Here is an 18,498-nt window from a genome sequence, read left to right as displayed (position 1 = left end):
GTGCACGCCGGCGACCGCGACCCCGAGGTCGTGCGCGGCCTCGGTGAAGCCACGGCCCTCGCGTGCTTCCTCGACGGCGATCGACCAGCCGTCGCGGGCGCCGGGCAGAAACTCCTGCGCGAACGCGAGCGTGCCGCGCGCGACGCCCGAGGGGCGGCCCGAGTCGGGCCACTCGGCGTCGAGACTGCCGAGGAACCGCGGCACGAACGGCGACCCGACGGCGCTCAGGGTGCGTTGCACGACGACGTCGGGATTCTCGCCATGGTGCAGCGCCCGGAACAGCTTCACGATGATCGTGGGGCGGTCGTCTTCGTCATACACGATCGACGTGTTCGACTGCTCGCCGGTCATCACCCGGCTGCCGGTCACGCGGCTCGTGTCGACACCCATCTCGGCGAGCAGCCCCACCGCGAAGTCGTGATCGTGCGGCGCGTCGACCAGCTCGCCGTCGGCCTCTCCGAGGGGCACCTGGTACAGCGTCGCCGGGCTCGCCGCGTCATCCATCAGCAGGTAACGCGTCGCGCCGTGCGTCGGCTGCGCGTCGAGGAGGCGGAAGCGCGGCGTGTGGCTCTTGCCCGCATACCAGCGCTGCTGCACCACCCAAGCAGCGACATCCTCTTCGAACCCCATCGTCTCACCGTCGCAGGTCCCGGCCGATGCCGGTAGGTCTGGACAGCTCGCCCCGAGGGTGTAAGGCCGCCCCCTACAGGTCGACGATCTCCACCTGGCGCAGCACCGAAGCCTCGACATCGCGCTGGATGCCGGCGAGCAGCTCCTCGGGAACGGCCGAGTCGAGCGTGAGCACCGAGAGCTGGTCGGCGCCGCGGCCGCGCCTGGCCATCTGCATGCCGGCGATGTTGATCGCGGCATCCCCGAGGGCCTTGGAGTAGATCGCGACGATGCCCGGGCGGTCGGTGTACTCCATGACGACGAGGTGGCGGGCCATCGGCACCTCGAGGTCGTAGCCGTTGATCTCGGTGATCTTCTCGGCCTGCTTCGTGCCGGCGAGGGTGCCCGACACCGAGAGGCGGGCGCCGTCGGTCGTGGTGCCGCGGATGCTGAGCACGTTGCGGTAGTCCTCGGCGACGGTGTCGACGGTGAGCCGCACCGTGATGCCGCGCTGCTCGGCAAGAAGGGGGGCGTTGACGTACGAGACGGTCTCGGTGACGGCCTGCGAGAAGACGCCTTTGAGCGCCGCGAGCCGCAGCACCCCGACCTCGAATTCGGCGATCTCGCCGCGCACCTCGACGTCGATCGACTGCAGGGGGGCGTCGGCGAGACCGGCGAACAACTGGCCGAGGTGCTCCATGAGCGGGATGCCGGGACGCACGGTCGGGTCGATGACACCGCCCGCGACGTTGACGGCATCCGGCACCAGTTCGCCGTCGAGGGCGAGCCGCACCGATTTCGCGACCGAGACGCCGGCGCGCTCCTGCGCCTCGTCGGTCGAGGCGCCGAGGTGCGGGGTCACGACGATGTTCGGGGCGGAGGTCAGCAGGTCATCCGTCGGGGGCTCGGCCGTGAAGACATCGATGCCGGCCCCGGCGATCTCGCCGTCGCGCAGGGCCGCAGCGAGGGCGGCCTCGTCGATCAGGCCGCCGCGGGCGACGTTGATCACGAAGGCGGTCTTCTTCATCGCCGCGAGCTGGGCGGCGCCGATCATGCCGGTCGTCTCGGGCGTCTTCGGCATGTGGATCGTGATGAAGTCGCTCGTGCTGAGCAGCTCATCGAGCGGCAGCAGCGTCGCCCCGAGCTGCTGCGCGCGGGCCTCCGTGATGTAGGGGTCGTAGGCGACGACATCCACGCCGAAAGCCTGCAGCCGGGCGGCGATGAGCGCGCCGATGCGCCCGAGGCCGACGATGCCGACGCGCTTCTCGAACAGTTCGACGCCGGTGTACTTCGAGCGTTTCCACTCGCCGGCGGCAAGGCTGGCGTGGGCGGCCGGGATGTGGCGCGCGAGCGAGAGGATGTGGCCGATCGTCAGCTCGGCAGCGCTGATGATGTTCGAGGTCGGAGCGTTGACGACCATCACGCCCGCGGTCGTGGCGGCGGAGATGTCGACGTTGTCGAGCCCAACCCCGGCGCGCGCGACGACCTTGAGCAGCGGGGCGACAGCAATCGCTTCGGCGTCGATCTGCGTCGCCGAGCGGATGAGCACCGCGTGGGCGGTCGCCAGCGCGGCGAGCAACGCGGTCCGGTCGGTGCCGTCGACGTTGCGGATGTCGAAGTCGGGTCCCAGAGCATCGACCGTGGCGGGCGAGAGTTCTTCGGCGATGAGCACGATCGGCTTGGTCACGCGGGATCCTTCCGGGCGCAACCGGCTCAGCGCCCCCGGTGAGCCTACCGGGGGCGCTGAGCGGGGCCGCACCTCGGTGGTCGAGTAGCCGCGAAGCGGCGTGTCGAGACCCGGCGCGGGTACTCGGATATGGGTCTCGACACGCCCGCTGCGCGGGCTACTCGACCACCGAGGGGATTAGTACGCGGCGGTGAAGCGGCGGCGGCGGTGGCCGCCCTTCTCGATCTCGTCGACGATCGCCAGGGCGAGGTCGTCGGCCGAGATGGTGGAGACGCCCTCGGCATCCTTCAGCAGCACGTCGCCGCCGAGACGGTGGGTGCCCTGCGACGGGGTGCCGAGCCACGAGCCGAAGTCCTGCGGCGGGCTCACGTAGAACCAGTCGAGCGACTCCGGCGACGCCTTCAGCGTGGCGAGTGCGGCGATGCCGGTCTCGACCTCGGGCAGCACCTCGGCCGGGACGTGGTCCTTCGAGACGTCGAACAGGGTCGGGCCGCCCTCTTCGACCTGCAGCGACGATGCGCCGCCGACGAAGCCGAAACGGGTCGGGGTGCCCGCGAGGCGTGCGACGAGCTCGTCGACCGCGCCGGAGAGCTTGTCGGCCATGTCGCCCCGCGGCGAGATCGCCGAGATGACGACATCCCGGCCCGGCAGCACGGCGTCGAGGGTCGCGCCGTCGAGGGCGGATCCGACGACGTACTCCACGCCATCGACGCGCGTCTCGGGTTCCGATCGGCTGACCGACGTGACCTGGTGCCCGCGCTTCGCCGCCTCCGCGACGACCGCAGCGCCCGCGTAGCCGGTGCCGCCCAGAATCGTGATGCGTGCCATGTATTGCTCCTTTACTCTCTGACAGTTACTGAGTTACCGTATGTCATGTATTGGAGGTGCGGAAGTACGCACTTCCAGGTAACGGAGGTACGTCGTGGTGAGTGTCATGCCGTGGGACCCGTACGAGGCGAACTGCCCGTCGCGTCGACTGCTCGACCGCATTGGCGACCGCTGGACGGTGCTCATCGTGGTCGCGCTCGACTCCGGCCCGCTGCGGTTCTCGGCGCTGGGCACCCGCGTCGGGGGCATCTCGCAGAAGATGCTCACGCAGACCCTGCGCTCGCTCGAACGCGACGGATTCGTCACCCGCACCGTCTACCCCGAGATCCCGCCGCGGGTCGAGTACGAGCTCACCTCCCTCGGTCGCTCACTGCTGGGGCCGCTGCGCGCGCTCGAGGAATGGGCGGTCGAGAACATGTCCGAGGTCGTCGACCGGCAGCGGGAGTACCAGACGGCTCATTGACCGACGTTAAACGGGAATGTCCCGGAACCCTCGGGTCCCGGGACATCCGGTGCTGGTGCCGTGCGCGGCGAAGACTCTCATCGCGGTGGCAACAGGGTGAGACGGGCGCGATCCCGGTCGAGTTCGCGTGCGTGACGCGCTCGGGCGTTCTCCGCGTGCCGCGCGAGGTCGTCGCGAGACAGCGCGTAGCGGCGGCGGCCGTACCTGATCAGCAGCAGACCGGCGCGCAGCGCGAGCTTGTCGAGCGCGCTCGGCCGACGCGACGTGAGTCGCGGGGCCTCGTCGTGCAGGGTCTGTTGCGGCGGATGGGTGGACAGTGTCGTAGACAAGGTGGTGTTCCTCACATGACGTGACGGGTGCCGCTCGTGACGGCGGATTCTCGGGGTTCGACCACATCGGGCATGGTGTGCCAGCCGACGAGTCGTGAACGGGGCGTCGATCCGTGAGCAGTCGCGTGCGACTGCGGATCAGGGCTTCATCAGCATCGCCACCGTGTATCGGCGGCGGCGGCCCTCAGAAGAGCGCCCGGTCAGCCGAGACGACAGGTGAGGATGCCGACGAAGCCGGCGGTACGAGTGGGGATCATCCCCGTGAGCATTGCGTTCATGATCAGCCGGCCTCCTTTCATCTATCGGCGTAGCGCGGAACCGCGCGTCGCCCAACTTAGCGGGGCACGGCGACGGGGATCAAGGGCCACACGCCGCCACCTGGCCCGAATCGGTATCGGATCGGTAACGGTCAGCGACCGTAGGTCTCCAACAGCCGCAGCCACACCTCGCTGAGGGTCGGGTAGGCGGGCACCGCATGCCAGAGCCGGTCGAGCGGCACCTCGCCGACGATCGCGATCGTCGCGGCGTGCAGCAGTTCGCCGACGCCGGGCCCGACGAGCGTCATCCCGATGAGCACCTTGCGGTCCTCGTCGACGATCGCCCGCGCGGTGCCGGCGTAGTCGTCGGCCTGCACGGTCGCCCCGGCGAGCCAGGAGAGGTCGTAGTCCAGAACCCGGATGCGGTACCCGGCCTTCTCGGCGTCGGCGGCGGTGAGCCCGACGGATGCCACCTCCGGGTCGGTGAACGTCACCTGCGGCACGGCGGCGTGGTCGGCGGTCGCGACGTGACGGCCCCACGGAACGTCGTCGGCATCCTCACCGTTCGCGCGCGCCGCGATCACGTCGCCCGCCGCCCGGGCCTGGTATTTGCCCTGGTGGGTGAGCAGCGCGCGGTGGGTGACGTCGCCGACCGCGTAGAGCCAGTCGTGCCCGCGCACCCGCATCGTGTCGTCGACGTCGAGCCACGCGCCGGGCTCCAGGCCGATCGACTCGAGACCCAGGTCGCCGGTGCGAGCGACCCGACCGGTGGCGACGAGAACCTCTGCGGCGCGCACCGAGCTGCCATCGGAGAGTTCGAGCACCTTGTCGGCGCCCTCGCCTCGCGCGGCGACCGCCTCGACGCCGGTGCGCACGTCGACCCCGCGTGCCCGCAGAGCTGCCGCGACGCGATCGCCGGCGAACGGCTCCATCCCCCCGAGCAGCCCGCTGCGCGCGATGAGCGTCACCTGGGTTCCGAAGTCGGCGTACGCGGTCGCCATCTCGCTGCCGACCACACCGCCGCCGAGAATCGCGAGACTCTTCGGGGCGGCCTTCGCGCTCGTCGCGTCGCGGCTCGTCCACGGCCCGATGTCGACGAGGCCCGGGATGTCGGGCAGGAGAGAGGCGCTGCCGGTCGCCACGGCGACGGCGTGCCGGGCCACGAACTCGGTCTCGACGCTGTTGGGGGCGGTGACGATCACGCGACGTTCGCCGGCGAGGCGGCCGTGGCCGCGCACCACGTCGATCCCCGCGCCGGTCGCCCACTCGACCTGCGACGTGTCGTCCCAGTCGTGTGCGATCGCATCGCGCCGGGCGAAGGCGGCGGCCGGGTCGACATCGCCGACCGGTGCGGCCCCGCGTACCGACCGCGCGGCGCGGGTCACGGCACCGGCCCGCAGCAGCGCCTTCGACGGCATGCAGGCCCAGTACGAGCACTCGCCGCCGACCAGCTCTGTTTCGACCAGGGCGACGCTCAAGCCGCCTTGCACCGCCCGATCGGCAACGTTCTCGCCGACGGTTCCCGCACCGATGACCACCAGATCGACCTCGCGACGCAGCATCTAGCCAGGCTACGTCGGGGCGCGGCTACTTCGCTGGAACAGCCTTCTCGGGCTCGGGAACCAGCCGCAGACCCGTCGTGGTGTTGGCCGAGTCGATCAGCTCGTCGAGCCACTGGCGGTTGATCTCGTGGGTCGTCTCGGCGAAGTCGAACCGCAGCGTCGAGGCGGAGTTGACCCAGATCGTCGTGCGCCCGCCCTTCGGGGCGTCGAGGTTCAGCGCGAAGCTCTCGTTGCGCCGCAGCTTGGCGAGCACGACTAGCTCGAGGTGCGCCAGAGCGCGGTCATCGAGCTCGAAACTCGCCGGAGGCGAACCGTAGTGCAGTGATCCCATCGGGTCGATCCTATGTGTCGGTCTAGGGGAGATGTGTACCCTGACGGAGTGGCAATTGTGAACCGGCTCACCGTCGACGGGCGCGACTATTTTCTCCCCGAGCCGGTGACCGAGCTGAAGGCGCAGATTCTCGCCGCCATCCGGGCCGGCGGCGGCTACGTCAACATCCCCCCGCTGCGCGGCGGGCCGGGCATCGACATCCTCTTCTCACCGGGCATGCCGGTGACGTGGTCGCAGATTGACGTGGGAGGCGACACGGAGGCGACGCCAGAGGATGCCGAGGCCGACACCGCCGACCAGGATCAGTACGGCATATAGGGCACCGCAGACCTTCGGCGCGGCACTCGCCTCGCGGCCGTCCAGGGTCAGCTAAGCGGCGCAAGCACGAGCGACTCGATCTCGCGCAGCGGCAGCGGCGGAGAGAAGTAGTAGCCCTGCCCGCGCTCACACGTCCAGCGCATCGCCCGCTCGAAGTGTTCCTGCGTTTCGATGCCTTCCGCGACGATCGTGGCGCCGCGCTCCCGGGCGACCTCGACGCAGGCACGCACCAGGTTGTCGATCGACCGGGCGTCGTTCTGCACGAGCGACTTGTCGATCTTGACTTCGGTGAGCGGCAGCCGCTTGACGAGTTCGAGGGACGCCTGGCCCACGCCGAAGTCGTCGACGGAGACCCCGACACCGCCGTCGATCAGGGTATGGAGCGCGAACACTTCTTCGTGCGAGAACGGGATCTCGGGCGACTCCGTGATCTCGACCGTCAGGGTGCGGTGCGGCAGTTCCAGCGAACGCAGGCGGGTCAGCAGCCGCTCGGCGAAGTCGCGGGTGAGTTCGCTCGGCGAGACGTTGACCGACATCCCGAGACGTGCGCCCCGGCGGTTCCAGTCGACGGCACGTCGCCCCGCCTCGTCGAGCATGAAGCGATCGACCTCCGAGATCAGCCCGTGCTGCTCGGCCACGTGGATGAACCGCTCGGGCAGCAGCAGGCCGAGCTCAGGATGCCACCACCGGCAGAGCGCTTCGATGGCGACGATCCGACCGCTGGCCAGGTCGTGTTGCGGCTGGTAGTGGGCGGTCAACTCGCCGGAGACGAGCGCGTGACGCAGCTGTTCCGCCAGGACGGCCTCGGCCGCAAGGCGCGACTCGTCGCCCGTGCTCACCTGTCCAGATTCGTCGGCAGAGGAGTCGGGGTCAACGCTCGCCCAACTGTTCATTGCCGCCGTATACTACGCGCGCCGCAACGCAAACAAGGCCCCTCGAATGGGTGACACCCACGCATTCCGTCGGGATATCGTCAGGGCATGGGCACGCTGACCTACGACTCCAAACTGGCCGTTTCGCTCGACGACCGGGTGCTGGCCCACCTGCAGGTCGTGATCTGGTCGAAGCTGCGGCGCGGCGAGCACTTCTCGTTCACGTGGACCGAGCCCTCGCGCAGCGGCTTCGGTCGCACCTCGATCTGGCTCGCGCCGTCGATTCCGCTCACCTTCGAGTACTTCGGGGGTCGGCAGCCGCGGCTCAATGCGCAGTGGGTGCAGATTCTCACGAAGTCGGCCAATTCCCCCGGCGGCCTCGTGCTCACCCCTGAGCCCCCGGAGAAGGACGCGCCGGCCGGTTAGGCATTCGGGGGCGCCCTGTCAAGACCTCCCGGCCGCAGACGGGCCCGCTTAGCGTCGAGGACATGTCACCTCGCCCCGTCTCGAGAAGGCCGGCCCGATGACGCCATTGCACCCGTCGCACGTGGGCTCGCCGATCAGGGTCTGGTTCGTCGACGGCGATCCGGTGCGGCTGCTGAGCGAATCGGCGCCGTTCCGAGTGCTGGCCGCCAAGTGCGCCGACATCAACGGTCTGCGCTACTGGCGGCTGCGGACTCGGGGCGCGGACGGGCAGACCGCCACCTTCACGCTGCGGCAGAGCGACGACGGAGGGTGGGTGCTCTCGGACGTCGGCGACGAGCCGCCCAGCTTGGACGCATCCTGATGGCGAAGCGCGGATCGGCCGCGCCGCAGTCGTGGCCGGGCAGCGCCTATCCGCTGGGGGCCACGTTCGACGGCAACGGCACGAACTTCGCCCTCTTCAGCGAGAACGCCGAACGCGTCGAGCTGTGCCTGATCGACGATCGCGGCCGCGAGACCCGGGTCGAGCTAACGGAGGTGGATGCCTACGTCTGGCACGCCTACTTGCCGGGGGTGCAACCGGGTCAGCGGTACGGGTACCGCGTGCACGGACCGTGGGATCCGGCCGCCGGCCTGCGCTTCAACCCCGCGAAGCTCCTGCTCGACCCGTATGCGAAGGCGACGGTCGGCGACATCCGCTGGGGGCAGTCGTTGTTCTCCTATCCCTTCGGCGACCCCGACGGGCGCAATGACGACGACTCTGCGGCCGACATGACGCACGGCGTCGTCGTCAACCCGTTCTTCGACTGGTCGGGTGACGCCGCCCCCGGCATCCCGTACAAGGACTCGGTGATCTACGAGGCGCACGTGAAGGGACTCACGATGCGGCATCCCGATGTGCCCGACGAGCTGCGCGGCACGTACGGCGGTCTCGCCCATCCGGCGGTCATCGCGCACCTTCAGAAGCTCGGGGTGACGGCCATCGAACTCATGCCGGTGCATCAGTTCGTGCACGATTCGACGCTCGAACAGAAGGGGCTGCGCAACTACTGGGGCTACAACACGATCGGCTTCTTCGCGCCGCACGCCGACTACGCGTCGAGCACCGGGCCCGGCCAGCAGGTGCAGGAGTTCAAGGGGATGGTGCGGGCTCTGCACGCGGCGGGCATCGAGGTGATTCTGGATGTCGTCTACAACCACACGGCCGAGGGCAATCACCTGGGGCCGACGTTGTCGATGCGCGGCATCGACAACACCTCGTACTACCGACTCGTCGAGGACGATCCCCGCTTCTACATGGACTACACGGGCACCGGCAATTCACTCAACGTCGGCCACCCGCACTCCTTGCAGCTGATCATGGATTCCCTGCGCTACTGGGTTCTCGAAATGCACGTCGACGGCTTCCGGTTCGACCTCGCGTCGACCCTCGCCCGCGAGTTCTACGACGTCGATCGGCTCTCCACCTTCTTCGAACTGGTGCAACAGGATCCGGTGGTATCCCAGGTGAAGCTCATCGCCGAGCCCTGGGATGTCGGGCCCGGTGGCTACCAGGTGGGCAACTTCCCGCCGCAGTGGACGGAGTGGAACGGCAAGTATCGAGACACCGTGCGCGACTTCTGGCGGGGCGAACCCGCCACCCTCGGCGAGTTCGCGTCGCGAGTCACCGGTTCGGCCGATCTGTACGAACAGACGGGGCGACGACCGGTGGCATCGATCAACTTCGTCACCGCTCACGACGGGTTCACGTTGCGTGACCTCGTGTCGTACGACGAGAAGCACAACGAGGCGAACGGCGAAGACGGTGCCGATGGTGAGAGTCACAACCGGTCGTGGAATTCGGGCATCGAAGGCGAGACCGACGATCCCGCGATCCTCGAGCTGCGGGCGAGACGGCAGCGCAACTTCCTGGCGACGCTGTTGCTCTCGCAGGGTGTTCCGATGCTGCTGCACGGCGACGAGTTGGGGCGAACGCAACGCGGCAACAACAACGTCTACGCGCAGGACTCCGAGCTGGCCTGGGTCGACTGGGATACCGCCGACAAGGGTCTCGTCGACTTCACGACGGCTCTGGTGCGGCTGCGTCGCGAGCATCCGACCTTCCGTCGCGCGCGGTTCTTCGACGGCCATCCGGTGCGCCGGGGCGCCGGCGAGCCGTGGCCCGATCTGGAGTGGCTGCGCCCGTCGGGGGAGTCGATGGAGCCGGAGGATTGGGAGGCCGACTTCGGGCGGGCGATCGGCATGTTCCTCAACGGCCAGGGCATCGCCGGTCGCGGGCCGCGCGGGGAGAGGGTCGTCGACCGCTCGTTCCTCGTCTACTTCTCGGCCGACGAGAACGATGTCGAGGTGATGCTCCCCGCGTTGTCGCCGCTGACCTGGGATGTCATCGTCGACACCAGCGCCGAGGATGTCGACCGGGCTCCGCTCGGCGCGGGCGACCGGATCACGCTGTCGCCACACTCGCTCGTGGTGTTGCGCGAGCACGTCGAGCCCGACACTGGAGATTCCGCCGTCAGCGTCACTCTGGCCGCCACCGGAACGGATCTCGCATGACGCGCGCGCCGATCTCCACTTACCGGTTGCAGATCTCTGCCGACTTTCCACTCGACGCGGCGACGCACGTCGCCGACTACCTTCACGACCTCGGCGCCGACTGGGTGTACCTCTCGCCACTTCTGGTGGCGACCTCCGGCTCGACCCACGGCTACGACGTTGTCGACCCGACGCGCGTGGATCCCGCGCGCGGCGGCGTCGACGCCCTCGAACGCTTCTCGGCCACCGTGCGCGGCCTCGGTCTCGGCGTGGTCGTCGACATCGTGCCGAACCATATGGGCGTCGGCGTGCCTGTCGAGAACCCATGGTGGTGGGACGTGCTGCGGCTCGGCCGCGAGTCACCGTGGGCAGAGCATTTCGACATCGACTGGGATGCCGGTGGTGGCCGTCTGCGCATCCCCGTGCTCGGGCAGACCCCGGAGGAGGCCGCGGCGACCGGCGCCCTCCGGATCGAGCACGACGAACTGCGCTACCACGAGCATCGCTACCCGCTGTCGCCGGGGTCGCGCGCCAGCGATGTGCTCGACGTGCACGCCCGTCAGCACTACGAGCTCGTGCACTGGACCCGCGCCGACGCCGAGCTGAACTACCGCCGCTTCTTCGCCGTGAACGAGCTCGCGGCGGTGCGGGTGGAGATCCCCGACGTCTTCGACGACACGCACCGCGAGATCGTGCGCTGGGTGCAGGCCGGGCTGATCGACGGCCTGCGGGTCGACCACCCCGACGGCCTCGCCGATCCCGGTGGCTACCTCGACCGGCTCGCCGACGCGACGGGCGGCTGCTACACGCTGGTCGAGAAGATCCTTGAGCGTGGTGAACCGCTGCCGCCGTTCTGGGCGACCGCCGGCACGACCGGCTACGACGCGCTCGCCGAGATCGACCGCGTGCTCATCGACCCGTCGGGCCGCGCGACGCTCGACCGGCTCGACGCGCGGCTGCGGGGCGGCCGGCACGACTGGGCCGACCTCATCCACGCGACGAAGCGGACGATCGCCGACGGCATCCTGCGCTCGGAGGTGCTGCGCCTCACCCGCGACCTGCTCGCCGAACACCCCGGAGCCGGTTCGGCGGAGGCGATCGCCGATGCCCTCGCCGAGGTGCTCGCCTGCTTCCCGGTGTACCGCAGCTATCTGCCCTACGGCGCGGAGTACCTCGACGAGGCGCTGGATGTCGCAGCACGGCGGCGACCGGAGCTCGCGCCGAGCCTCGACGTGGTCGGGGCGGCGCTGCGCGACCCGGCGCGACGCGTGGCCGTGCGGTTCCAGCAGACCTCCGGCATGGTGATGGCGAAGGGCGTCGAGGACACCGCGTTCTATCGCGTCTCCCGACTGGCCTCGCTGACCGAGGTCGGCGGCGACCCCGACCAGTTCTCGCTCGACGTCGACGCCTTCCATGCTCGGCAGCAGGCGCGCCTCGCGGCGCTGCCCGGATCGATGACGACGCTTTCGACGCACGACACCAAGCGCGGCGAGGACACCCGCGCTCGCATCTCGGCGATCGCTGAGGTCCCGCAGGAGTGGGAGGCCTTCGTCGGCCGTCGTCGGGCCGATTTCGCGCTCGATGACGGGCCGTTCGAGAACCTGATGTGGGAGTCGATCGTCGGATCGTGGCCGCGTGAGCGCGGGGCGTTGCACGACTACGCCGAGAAGGCCGCGCGCGAGGCGGGCACTGCGACGACCTGGGCGCGCCCGGATGAGGGATTCGAACGCGACCTGCATGAGCTTGTCGACAGCGTCTTCGACGATCCGCACACCCGCGCCGACGTCGAGGCGATGGCCGCCCGTCTGCAGCCCGCCGGATGGTCGAACGGGCTCGCCGCGAAGGTGCTGCAGCTCACCGGCCCGGGGGTGCCCGACGTGTATCAGGGCAGCGAACTCTGGGAGCGGTCGCTTGTCGACCCCGACAATCGGCGCCCGGTCGACTTCGCGGAGCGGCGGGAGCTGCTGGCCCGACTGGATGCCGGTGAGCTGCCGCCCGTCGACGCCTCCGGCGCTGCGAAGCTGCTTGTCACGTCCCGGTCGTTGCGCGCCCGGCGCGACCACCCGGAGTCGTTCGATCGCTACCTGCCGCTTCCCGCCTTCGGGCTGGCGGCCGCGCACCTGGTGGCTGTCGATCGCGGCGGCGCCATCCCGATCGCGACCCGCCTGCCGATGGGGCTGGAGCGGGGCGGCGGCTGGGGTGACACCGTGCTGCCGGTGGCTGCCGGCCGCTATCGCGACGCCTTCACCGGTGCCACGGTCGACGGCGCCGAGGTTCCCCTCGCGTCCCTGCTGGAGCGCTACCCGGTCGCGCTGTTGCTGCGGGAGGTGGTATGAGCACCGCGCGGGTGTGGGCCCCGCGCCCGGCAACCGTCGCCGTTCAGATCGACGGCGTGCGGCATCCGATGACCCCCGGCGAAGGCGGATGGTGGGAGGGCCCCGACCTCCCGCCGGGCGCGCGCTACGGGTTCCTGCTCGACGACGACCCCACGCCACGGCCCGATCCGCGCGGTCGCCGGCTGCCCGACGGCGTGCACGGGCTCAGCCAGGCTGCGCTGCCCCGGCTCGCTCCCCTCGACTGGCCCGGCCGCGAGTTGCGCGACGGGGTCATCTACGAGCTGCACGTCGGCACCTTCACCCCGGAGGGAACCCTCGATGCCGCCGTCGCGCGACTGGGGCACCTCGTCGATCTCGGCATCGACTTCGTCGAGCTGCTGCCCGTCAACGCGTTCAACGGCACGCACAACTGGGGCTACGACGGGGTGGCGTGGTTCGCGGTGCACGAGGCCTACGGCGGACCCGACGCCTACGCCGGTTTCGTCGCCGCCTGTCACGCGCGGGGGCTGGGTGTCATCCAGGATGTCGTCTACAACCACCTCGGCCCAAGCGGCAACTACCTGCCGCTGTACGGTCCCTACCTGCGCGACCAAGCCGCCAACACGTGGGGCCAGGAGGTGGAACTCTCGCACGCCGAGGTGCGTCGGTACATCCTCGACAACGCCCGCATGTGGTTCGAGGAGTACGGGGTCGACGGGTTGCGACTCGACGCCGTCCACGCCTTGCGCGACACGTCCGACGAGCACATCCTGCGTACCCTCTCCCGCGAGACCGACGACCTCAGCCGCCGGCTCGAGCGCCCGCTCACCCTGATCGCCGAGTCCGACCTCAACGACCCGGTGATGTTCCGCCCCCGTCACGAGGGCGGGCATGGGCTCACGGCGCAGTGGAGCGACGACTACCACCACGCCGCGCACGTCGCCCTCACGGGCGAGACTGCCGGCTACTACGCCGACTTCGAGCCGCTCACCGCGCTGGGCAGGGTCGCGACGCGCGGCTTCTTCCATGCCGGCACCTGGTCGACGTTCCGCGAGCGAACGCACGGCGTGCCGCTCGACGACGATGTCGAGGCGTGGCGACTGGTGACGTGCCTGCAGAACCACGACCAGATCGGCAACCGGGCGGCGGGTGACCGGCTCTCGGCGTCCCTCTCCCCTCGGCGACAGGCGATCGGCGCGGTGCTCGCGGTGCTCACCCCGTCGACGCCGATGCTGTTCATGGGCGAGGAGTGGGGCGCGTCGACCCCGTGGCAGTTCTTCACCTCGCATCCCGAGCCCGACCTCGGCCGCGCGACGGCGGAGGGGCGCTTCGCCGAGTTCGAGAAGATGGGCTGGAACCGGGATGTCGTGCCCGACCCGCAGGATCCGGCGACGTTCCAGCGGTCGAAGCTGGCGTGGGACGAACTGGCGCATGAGCCGCACCGCAGGCTTCTTGCGCAGTACCGCGACCTCATCGCCCTCCGGAGCCGCGAACCCGACCTGCGCAGCCCGCGTCTGGGCGACCTGAGCGCCGAAATCGACGAGCACGAACGTCACGTGACGTTCGTGCGGGGGCGCATCCGCATCCGGCTCAATCTCGGCGACGCGACATGGCGCCCGGAGGGTGAGGAAGAGGCGCTGTTCGCGACCTCCGACGACGTGTCGGGCAACCCGCTGATGCTTCCGCCGGACTCCGCCCTGGTGTCGCGCACCATCGAGTAGCACGAGGTTTCGCGGCTGACAAGCCCTGGAAGGGGTGCCGTGCCGCTGCCGACAATGAGTGAACCATGACTCTCACCACCGACCGCCCGAGCCGCTCAGCAGCTCCGCGTGCGCGCGTCGCGCAGCCCGCGGCGCGCCCGCGGACCGCGCCGGTCGAGCGGTCACTCGTGGCGACGTTGGTGCTGCCCGACGTGTATCGCGCGACCGAGGGCGACGAGGTCGTCGGCTACGTGCAGCTCGCCGGTCCGGTCTACGTCGCCCTGCTCGGCTCGGTGTACAACACCTCGGTCGAAATCGCCCAGTGCCTCGACCTCACGGTGGCGCTCGACCGGCTGCGCGCGGCGCGTGCCTAGCGTCGGCCGCCTGACTGCCGACCCGACCGCCACGGAGCGTTCGGCGGATCGATGGACGTCGGAGGTGCGGTGGATGAGCCCGTCGTCGGGCCGCTGGGCCGCCTCGCGGCGCGGCGAATCGCTCGGCACCGTGGAACGCATCGACGGGTCGTACCGCGTGACGAGCGCACGCGGTCGTGAGCTCGGCGTGTTCGACGACCTTGATTCGGCCCGCGCTGCGATCGACCGGAGGGCGCAACGGCGACCGCGGGGCGCGCCCGGCGTGCGCGTCGTCACCGCGTTGCTCTGGGGGGTCATCGGTGGCGCGACCGCCGTCGCGCTGGTGCTCGTCATCACGATCTTCCGCATGGGGGGCTGACCATCTCGGACGATCGGGCGATCGAGCGGCTGGCCGACGAGGTCCGCAGGCGTGCGCAGCGAGAGGGCGTCACCGTCGCGGTGGCGGAGTCGCTCACCGGTGGGGCGCTCAGCGCCGCGCTCGCGAAGGCAGGCGACGCCGGCGCATGGTTCGCCGGGGGTGTCGTGGCCTATCGCAACGCGACGAAGTACCGGGTATTCGAGGTGCCCGAAGGCCCCGTGGTCACGGCGGATGCCGCGCGAGCCATGGCGCTCGGGGTGCTCGACCTCACCGGAGCCGACCTCGCCGTCGCGGTGACCGGGGTCGGCGGGCCGGGGCCCGAGGAGGGTCGGCCGTCGGGCACCGTCTTCTTCTGCGCGGTGTCGGCAAGCGAGGTGCGCGAATCGGCACAAGCCTTCGACGGCGACCCCGAGGATGTCGTGGCGCAGACGATCACGCACGCTCTGTCGATGCTCGTCGCGCTCTGACGCTGGGCGCCAGATCAGCCGAGCAATGAGACGGCGCGCGCGATCACGAGCACCAGAATCACGAACCCGGCGAAGGCCTGCAGTCCGACGAGAACCTTCGTGCGTGCCAGCAGCGGCATCGCGTCGGGCGGGCTGAACGCCATCGTGTTCGACAACGAGAAGTATGCGTAGTCGACGAACGACGCCGTCCAGTTGACGGAGGCCGACGAACCGGCCTTGACCTCGGCGACGGTGTCGTGGTCTTCGTCTTGCGGGAAGCGGATGTCGGCGAGCGGCAGGTCGGCGCGTTTCGCGGTGGAGCGCACGACCGGCCCGCCCCGGTCCATCTCCCAGTAGATGAGGGCGTACACGATCACGTGCGTGATCCACACCTGGGTGGCGGCGAGCAGCAGGGTGCCGTCGGCATCCGACTTCGCCTGCAAGAGCTGGATGACCAGTTGCACGAGCGCGACGTGGTTGGCGATGGCGAGCACGATCGTGCCCCCCACCGACGCCCAACGCGACCACTTCGTCTGCGTGTTGAAGCGCACCGGGTTGATCGCGACGACCGGGATGAGCAGTAGCACGCAGATCGCGATGACGGCGACGCGCAGCGCCGGGAAGAAGCTGCTCGGTAGCAGCGCGTAGAGGGTGAGAGCGACGAGGATCGCGCCGACCGCCGGCCAGCGGTGCTCGGCGCGTTCCCCGCGCAGCGCGTTCAGCCGACGACCTTCTCGAGCATGGTGCGCAGCTCCTCGCTGGTGTGCGTCTCCTGGTCGAGGTTGGCGCGCAACAGCTTCACGGCATCCGGAACCCCCATCGTCTCAAGCGGAATGATGAGCCCCTCGTAGGCTGAGATTTCGTAGTGCTCATTGCCGAGTGCGCAGGTCAGCACGACCTGGTCGCGCAGTTTCGGGCCCGCCTTCGCGATGAGCGACTCGGCCTGGCGGGCGATGCCGGTGGTGCTCGGTGACGGCGCCGTGGTGTCGCGCAGATCGAGGATCGTGAAGACCTCGTGCAGGTTCGCGATCTGTTCGCGGGTCTCCTCGGCGTGATGGGTGAACATCTTCTTGATGTCGGCCGACTTCGCCGCCTTCGCCAATTCGCCGAGCGCGGCGAGCGAGTGGTCTTCCATCGTGAGCGCCGTACGCAGTTGGTAGTGCAGCAGCTCGGTCGGGGATTCGAGGGTCATGGTGGGCATCGGCTTCTCCTTCGTGAGGTGTGCTTTCGACGGTAGGTCGGGGCGCAGTACCGCTGCGAGGTCTTGCGGGTTTCGCGTTCGAGTGCAAGGGGCCGAGCCCCCGTAGCACCGGTGCCTCGCGTCGGAGCATGATGCGACGCAGACCTCGAACCGCTCGACCTGGAGCTTGCCGCCGACCGCCGCATCGACGTGCTGGTGCTGAGTGCCGGCATCCAGCAGTCAGGGTCGATTCTCGACGTGCCGATGGAACCGCACCGGGTTCAACGACACCGGCGCCGGGAGTTCGCGGCCGTCGCCGAGGCGAAAGCGACCCAGGAGCTCGGGTGGGCGGCTGATTCGCCGGCCTGGCCTAGATCGCTACGTCTAGCGCCGAGCCCCGTCGGTGCGGGATGCTGAGCGCAGTTTCCTTTGGGGGTTTGTCAACCTGACGGGCTCCTCACCGCGTCGAAGGACTGTGAGCGCAGCCGTGGCCGAGAGGACCCAGGTCGACCTGGATGCTTTCGTTGCGCACGAGTATCCGAAGGTCGTCGCGGCGGTCGGACTGATCACCGGCAACCGGCAGGACGCCGCCGACGCGGTGCAGGATGCGATCGTCGGCTTTCTCGCGAAGCCCCCGGCCCGCGAGATCACCAACGTCGCCGCCTGGATCACGGTCGTCGCCAGCAACCGGGCGCGCGACCTGCAGCGGTCGCGCGGAGCCGAGTCGCGCGCCTACGCGAAGATCGGCACCGACGACGAGAGCTACGACTCGGCCTTGGCCGGGCTCGACATCGACGTGCTGAAGGCGCTCGACGAGCTGCCCCGGCAACAGAAAGAAGTGTGCGTGCTGCACTACCTGCTCGACCAATCGGTGGAACAGGTCGCCGAAGGCCTCGGAGTGAGCACCGGCACGATCAAGACCCAGCTGCACCGCGCCCGCAAGGCGCTCGCGGCGCGACTGAGGAGGGAGGATCACCATGGCTGAGTTCACTGAACTCGACGGTGTGCTGCGCGACGCGCTGCAGCGTGCCGCACAACCGGGTGACTCCGCCGGGGTCGCCGACGCCATCCGTTCGCGGGTCGCCGCCGGTGATCCCGGTACCTCGGTTGCCTCCTCGACCGCTCCGGGCTGGGGCGGCGGCGCGTTCTCGTGGCTGCCGTGGCTCGGGCTCATCGTGCTCGCCGGGGTCGGGGGCACGGCCCTCGGCGCCTCCGGGGTGTTTGCCAGCGAACCCCGGGAGATTCTCGCGGGCTATACCGCGGTGCTGGATGACTCGGCTCCCGCCTCGTCGTGCCCCGGCGGGCCCGTCATCGGCGAACTCTTCGCCGGCGACCGGGTGCTCGCCGTGGCCCGCTCGGAGGATTCGGGCTACCTCGGCGTGCGTGACCCCAACGACTTCACCCGCACCCTGTGGTTCGATCGCGCGGTGGTCGTCGTGGATGAGGGGCAGGCGGATGTCGACAGCCTCCCGGTCGAGGCGTGCCCCGTCGCGACCGTGGAGGTCATCGAGCCCACCCCCGAGCCCACCCCCGAGCCGACGATCGAGCCGGTCCCGGTGCCGGGGCCTGCGCCGCAGCCTGCCCCGGGCGACACCACTCCGCCCTCACTTGCGAACGCGAACGCGAATCCCAAGACGATCTCGATGCAGGGATTTCCGGAGTGTGGGCCTACCGTTTCGCTCATCTCCATCAATGTGACTGATCCCGGTGGCGTGCAATCGGTGACGGCGAGTTGGACGGGGGGCAATGCCGTTCTGAATCGGTCGGGCAACACTTGGTCGTTCTCGTTCTCGGAAGACACCATCGGCTTCACCGACACCAACTACACGATCACCCTCACGGCGACCGACGCGTCGGGAAACGCTGAATCCACTGCGGTGGCCGTGACCGTCGAGTACTGCCTGATCTGAGACG

Annotated in this window: 21 protein-coding genes; 12 read left to right on the top strand and 9 right to left on the bottom strand. The window is 69.6% G+C overall.

Annotated features, from left to right (window positions below; genetic code table 11):
• The 3 genes from WBL06_RS12735 to WBL06_RS12725 form a co-directional block, all read right to left on the bottom strand.
• Nucleotides 1–630: maltokinase N-terminal cap-like domain-containing protein (locus tag WBL06_RS12735; protein ID WP_424456627.1), on the bottom strand; the 630-nt coding region annotated here is incomplete at its 3' end.
• A gap of 73 nt (nt 631–703) precedes the next feature.
• Nucleotides 704–2,296 carry a phosphoglycerate dehydrogenase gene (gene serA, locus WBL06_RS12730; protein ID WP_424456625.1) on the bottom strand — a complete coding sequence of 531 codons (1,593 nt, stop codon included), beginning with the start codon at nt 2,294–2,296 and terminating at the stop codon, nt 704–706.
• A 177-nt stretch (nt 2,297–2,473) separates the two neighbouring features.
• Nucleotides 2,474–3,124, bottom strand: a complete 651-nt coding sequence (locus tag WBL06_RS12725; protein WP_424456623.1) for an NAD(P)-dependent oxidoreductase — start codon at nt 3,122–3,124, stop codon at nt 2,474–2,476.
• A gap of 106 nt (nt 3,125–3,230) precedes the next feature.
• On the opposite strand from WBL06_RS12725, the gene WBL06_RS12720 reads away from it, so the two are divergent.
• Nucleotides 3,231–3,587: a winged helix-turn-helix transcriptional regulator gene (locus tag WBL06_RS12720; RefSeq protein WP_424456632.1), complete on the top strand. Its 357-nt coding sequence runs from the start codon at nt 3,231–3,233 to the stop codon at nt 3,585–3,587.
• 77 nt (nt 3,588–3,664) lie between these two features.
• On the opposite strand, the gene WBL06_RS12715 is transcribed toward WBL06_RS12720, so the two are convergent.
• The 3 genes from WBL06_RS12715 to WBL06_RS12705 form a co-directional block, all read right to left on the bottom strand.
• Nucleotides 3,665–3,916, bottom strand: coding sequence for a hypothetical protein (locus WBL06_RS12715; protein ID WP_424456621.1), 252 nt, complete (start codon nt 3,914–3,916; stop codon nt 3,665–3,667).
• 409 nt (nt 3,917–4,325) lie between these two features.
• Nucleotides 4,326–5,735, bottom strand: a complete 1,410-nt coding sequence (locus WBL06_RS12710) for a dihydrolipoyl dehydrogenase family protein (RefSeq protein WP_424456619.1) — start codon at nt 5,733–5,735, stop codon at nt 4,326–4,328.
• Between the two features lie 25 nt (nt 5,736–5,760).
• The gene (locus WBL06_RS12705; RefSeq protein WP_424456617.1) at nt 5,761–6,066 is read right to left on the bottom strand and encodes a hypothetical protein; all 306 of its coding nucleotides are present in this window, start codon (nt 6,064–6,066) and stop codon (nt 5,761–5,763) included.
• A 48-nt stretch (nt 6,067–6,114) separates the two neighbouring features.
• Between WBL06_RS12705 and WBL06_RS12700 the strand changes: the two genes are divergently transcribed.
• Nucleotides 6,115–6,384: a hypothetical protein gene (locus WBL06_RS12700; protein WP_424456615.1), complete on the top strand. Its 270-nt coding sequence runs from the start codon at nt 6,115–6,117 to the stop codon at nt 6,382–6,384.
• 47 nt (nt 6,385–6,431) lie between these two features.
• Here WBL06_RS12700 and WBL06_RS12695 read toward each other — a convergent pair whose 3' ends face one another.
• Nucleotides 6,432–7,277 carry an EAL domain-containing protein gene (locus WBL06_RS12695; protein WP_424456613.1) on the bottom strand — a complete coding sequence of 282 codons (846 nt, stop codon included), beginning with the start codon at nt 7,275–7,277 and terminating at the stop codon, nt 6,432–6,434.
• Between the two features lie 87 nt (nt 7,278–7,364).
• On the opposite strand from WBL06_RS12695, the gene WBL06_RS12690 reads away from it, so the two are divergent.
• From WBL06_RS12690 to WBL06_RS12655, 8 genes are all read left to right on the top strand, one after another.
• Entirely contained in the window at nt 7,365–7,682 is a 318-nt protein-coding gene (locus tag WBL06_RS12690) for an ATP-dependent DNA ligase (RefSeq protein ID WP_424456611.1), read from the top strand.
• Nucleotides 7,683–7,779: 97 nt separating this feature from the next.
• Nucleotides 7,780–8,043 carry a hypothetical protein gene (locus tag WBL06_RS12685; RefSeq protein ID WP_424456610.1) on the top strand — a complete coding sequence of 88 codons (264 nt, stop codon included), beginning with the start codon at nt 7,780–7,782 and terminating at the stop codon, nt 8,041–8,043.
• The gene (gene glgX / locus WBL06_RS12680) at nt 8,043–10,232 is read left to right on the top strand and encodes a glycogen debranching protein GlgX (protein WP_424456608.1); all 2,190 of its coding nucleotides are present in this window, start codon (nt 8,043–8,045) and stop codon (nt 10,230–10,232) included. The genes WBL06_RS12685 and glgX overlap by 1 nt, the downstream gene beginning before the upstream one ends.
• Nucleotides 10,229–12,547, top strand: coding sequence for a malto-oligosyltrehalose synthase (gene treY, locus WBL06_RS12675; protein WP_424456606.1), 2,319 nt, complete (start codon nt 10,229–10,231; stop codon nt 12,545–12,547). Before glgX ends, treY begins: the two co-directional genes overlap by 4 nt.
• Nucleotides 12,544–14,247, top strand: a complete 1,704-nt coding sequence (gene treZ / locus WBL06_RS12670) for a malto-oligosyltrehalose trehalohydrolase (protein ID WP_424456604.1) — start codon at nt 12,544–12,546, stop codon at nt 14,245–14,247. The genes treY and treZ overlap by 4 nt, the downstream gene beginning before the upstream one ends.
• A gap of 65 nt (nt 14,248–14,312) precedes the next feature.
• The gene (locus WBL06_RS12665) at nt 14,313–14,600 is read left to right on the top strand and encodes a hypothetical protein (RefSeq protein WP_424456602.1); all 288 of its coding nucleotides are present in this window, start codon (nt 14,313–14,315) and stop codon (nt 14,598–14,600) included.
• A 73-nt stretch (nt 14,601–14,673) separates the two neighbouring features.
• Entirely contained in the window at nt 14,674–14,958 is a 285-nt protein-coding gene (locus WBL06_RS12660) for a hypothetical protein (RefSeq protein ID WP_424456600.1), read from the top strand.
• Nucleotides 14,886–15,425, top strand: coding sequence for a CinA family protein (locus tag WBL06_RS12655; RefSeq protein ID WP_424456630.1), 540 nt, complete (start codon nt 14,886–14,888; stop codon nt 15,423–15,425). Before WBL06_RS12660 ends, WBL06_RS12655 begins: the two co-directional genes overlap by 73 nt.
• A 14-nt stretch (nt 15,426–15,439) precedes the next feature.
• Here WBL06_RS12655 and WBL06_RS12650 read toward each other — a convergent pair whose 3' ends face one another.
• Together WBL06_RS12650 and WBL06_RS12645 are read right to left on the bottom strand one after the other, a co-directional pair.
• On the bottom strand, nt 15,440–15,991 hold the full coding sequence (locus WBL06_RS12650) for a hypothetical protein (protein WP_424456599.1): 552 nt from the start codon (nt 15,989–15,991) through the stop codon (nt 15,440–15,442).
• A gap of 131 nt (nt 15,992–16,122) precedes the next feature.
• A complete protein-coding gene (locus tag WBL06_RS12645) occupies nt 16,123–16,605 on the bottom strand; it encodes a ferritin-like domain-containing protein (RefSeq protein ID WP_424456597.1) in 483 nt (160 codons plus the stop codon).
• 466 nt (nt 16,606–17,071) lie between these two features.
• On the opposite strand from WBL06_RS12645, the gene WBL06_RS12640 reads away from it, so the two are divergent.
• Nucleotides 17,072–17,569, top strand: coding sequence for an RNA polymerase sigma factor (locus tag WBL06_RS12640; RefSeq protein ID WP_424456595.1), 498 nt, complete (start codon nt 17,072–17,074; stop codon nt 17,567–17,569).
• Nucleotides 17,562–18,494 (top strand): hypothetical protein, encoded by a 933-nt coding sequence (locus tag WBL06_RS12635; RefSeq protein WP_424456593.1) that lies wholly within the window; start codon nt 17,562–17,564, stop codon nt 18,492–18,494. The genes WBL06_RS12640 and WBL06_RS12635 overlap by 8 nt, the downstream gene beginning before the upstream one ends.
• Nucleotides 18,495–18,498: the final 4 nt, after the last annotated feature.

The organism is Pseudolysinimonas sp., from assembly GCF_049651805.1.
Lineage (GTDB): Bacteria > Actinomycetota > Actinomycetes > Actinomycetales > Microbacteriaceae > Pseudolysinimonas_A.
Note: the sequence above shows the minus strand (reverse complement) of the source record. Positions and strands in the feature narration are given on the sequence as shown.

Excerpts from the sequence above, each read along its gene's own strand:
- glgX (WP_424456608.1), top strand. The coding sequence starts at position 8,043 with ATGGCGAAGCGCGGATCGGCCGCGCCGCAGTCGTGGCCGGGCAGCGCC.
- WBL06_RS12690 (WP_424456611.1), top strand. The coding sequence starts at position 7,365 with ATGGGCACGCTGACCTACGACTCCAAACTGGCCGTTTCGCTCGACGAC.
- WBL06_RS12725 (WP_424456623.1), bottom strand. The coding sequence starts at position 3,124 with ATGGCACGCATCACGATTCTGGGCGGCACCGGCTACGCGGGCGCTGCG.
- treZ (WP_424456604.1), top strand. The coding sequence starts at position 12,544 with ATGAGCACCGCGCGGGTGTGGGCCCCGCGCCCGGCAACCGTCGCCGTT.
- WBL06_RS12665 (WP_424456602.1), top strand. The coding sequence starts at position 14,313 with ATGACTCTCACCACCGACCGCCCGAGCCGCTCAGCAGCTCCGCGTGCG.
- WBL06_RS12635 (WP_424456593.1), top strand. The coding sequence starts at position 17,562 with ATGGCTGAGTTCACTGAACTCGACGGTGTGCTGCGCGACGCGCTGCAG.
- treY (WP_424456606.1), top strand. The coding sequence starts at position 10,229 with ATGACGCGCGCGCCGATCTCCACTTACCGGTTGCAGATCTCTGCCGAC.
- WBL06_RS12645 (WP_424456597.1), bottom strand. The coding sequence starts at position 16,605 with ATGCCCACCATGACCCTCGAATCCCCGACCGAGCTGCTGCACTACCAA.
- WBL06_RS12710 (WP_424456619.1), bottom strand. The coding sequence starts at position 5,735 with ATGCTGCGTCGCGAGGTCGATCTGGTGGTCATCGGTGCGGGAACCGTC.
- WBL06_RS12720 (WP_424456632.1), top strand. The coding sequence starts at position 3,231 with ATGCCGTGGGACCCGTACGAGGCGAACTGCCCGTCGCGTCGACTGCTC.
- WBL06_RS12705 (WP_424456617.1), bottom strand. The coding sequence starts at position 6,066 with ATGGGATCACTGCACTACGGTTCGCCTCCGGCGAGTTTCGAGCTCGAT.
- WBL06_RS12660 (WP_424456600.1), top strand. The coding sequence starts at position 14,674 with ATGAGCCCGTCGTCGGGCCGCTGGGCCGCCTCGCGGCGCGGCGAATCG.
- WBL06_RS12685 (WP_424456610.1), top strand. The coding sequence starts at position 7,780 with ATGACGCCATTGCACCCGTCGCACGTGGGCTCGCCGATCAGGGTCTGG.
- WBL06_RS12695 (WP_424456613.1), bottom strand. The coding sequence starts at position 7,277 with ATGAACAGTTGGGCGAGCGTTGACCCCGACTCCTCTGCCGACGAATCT.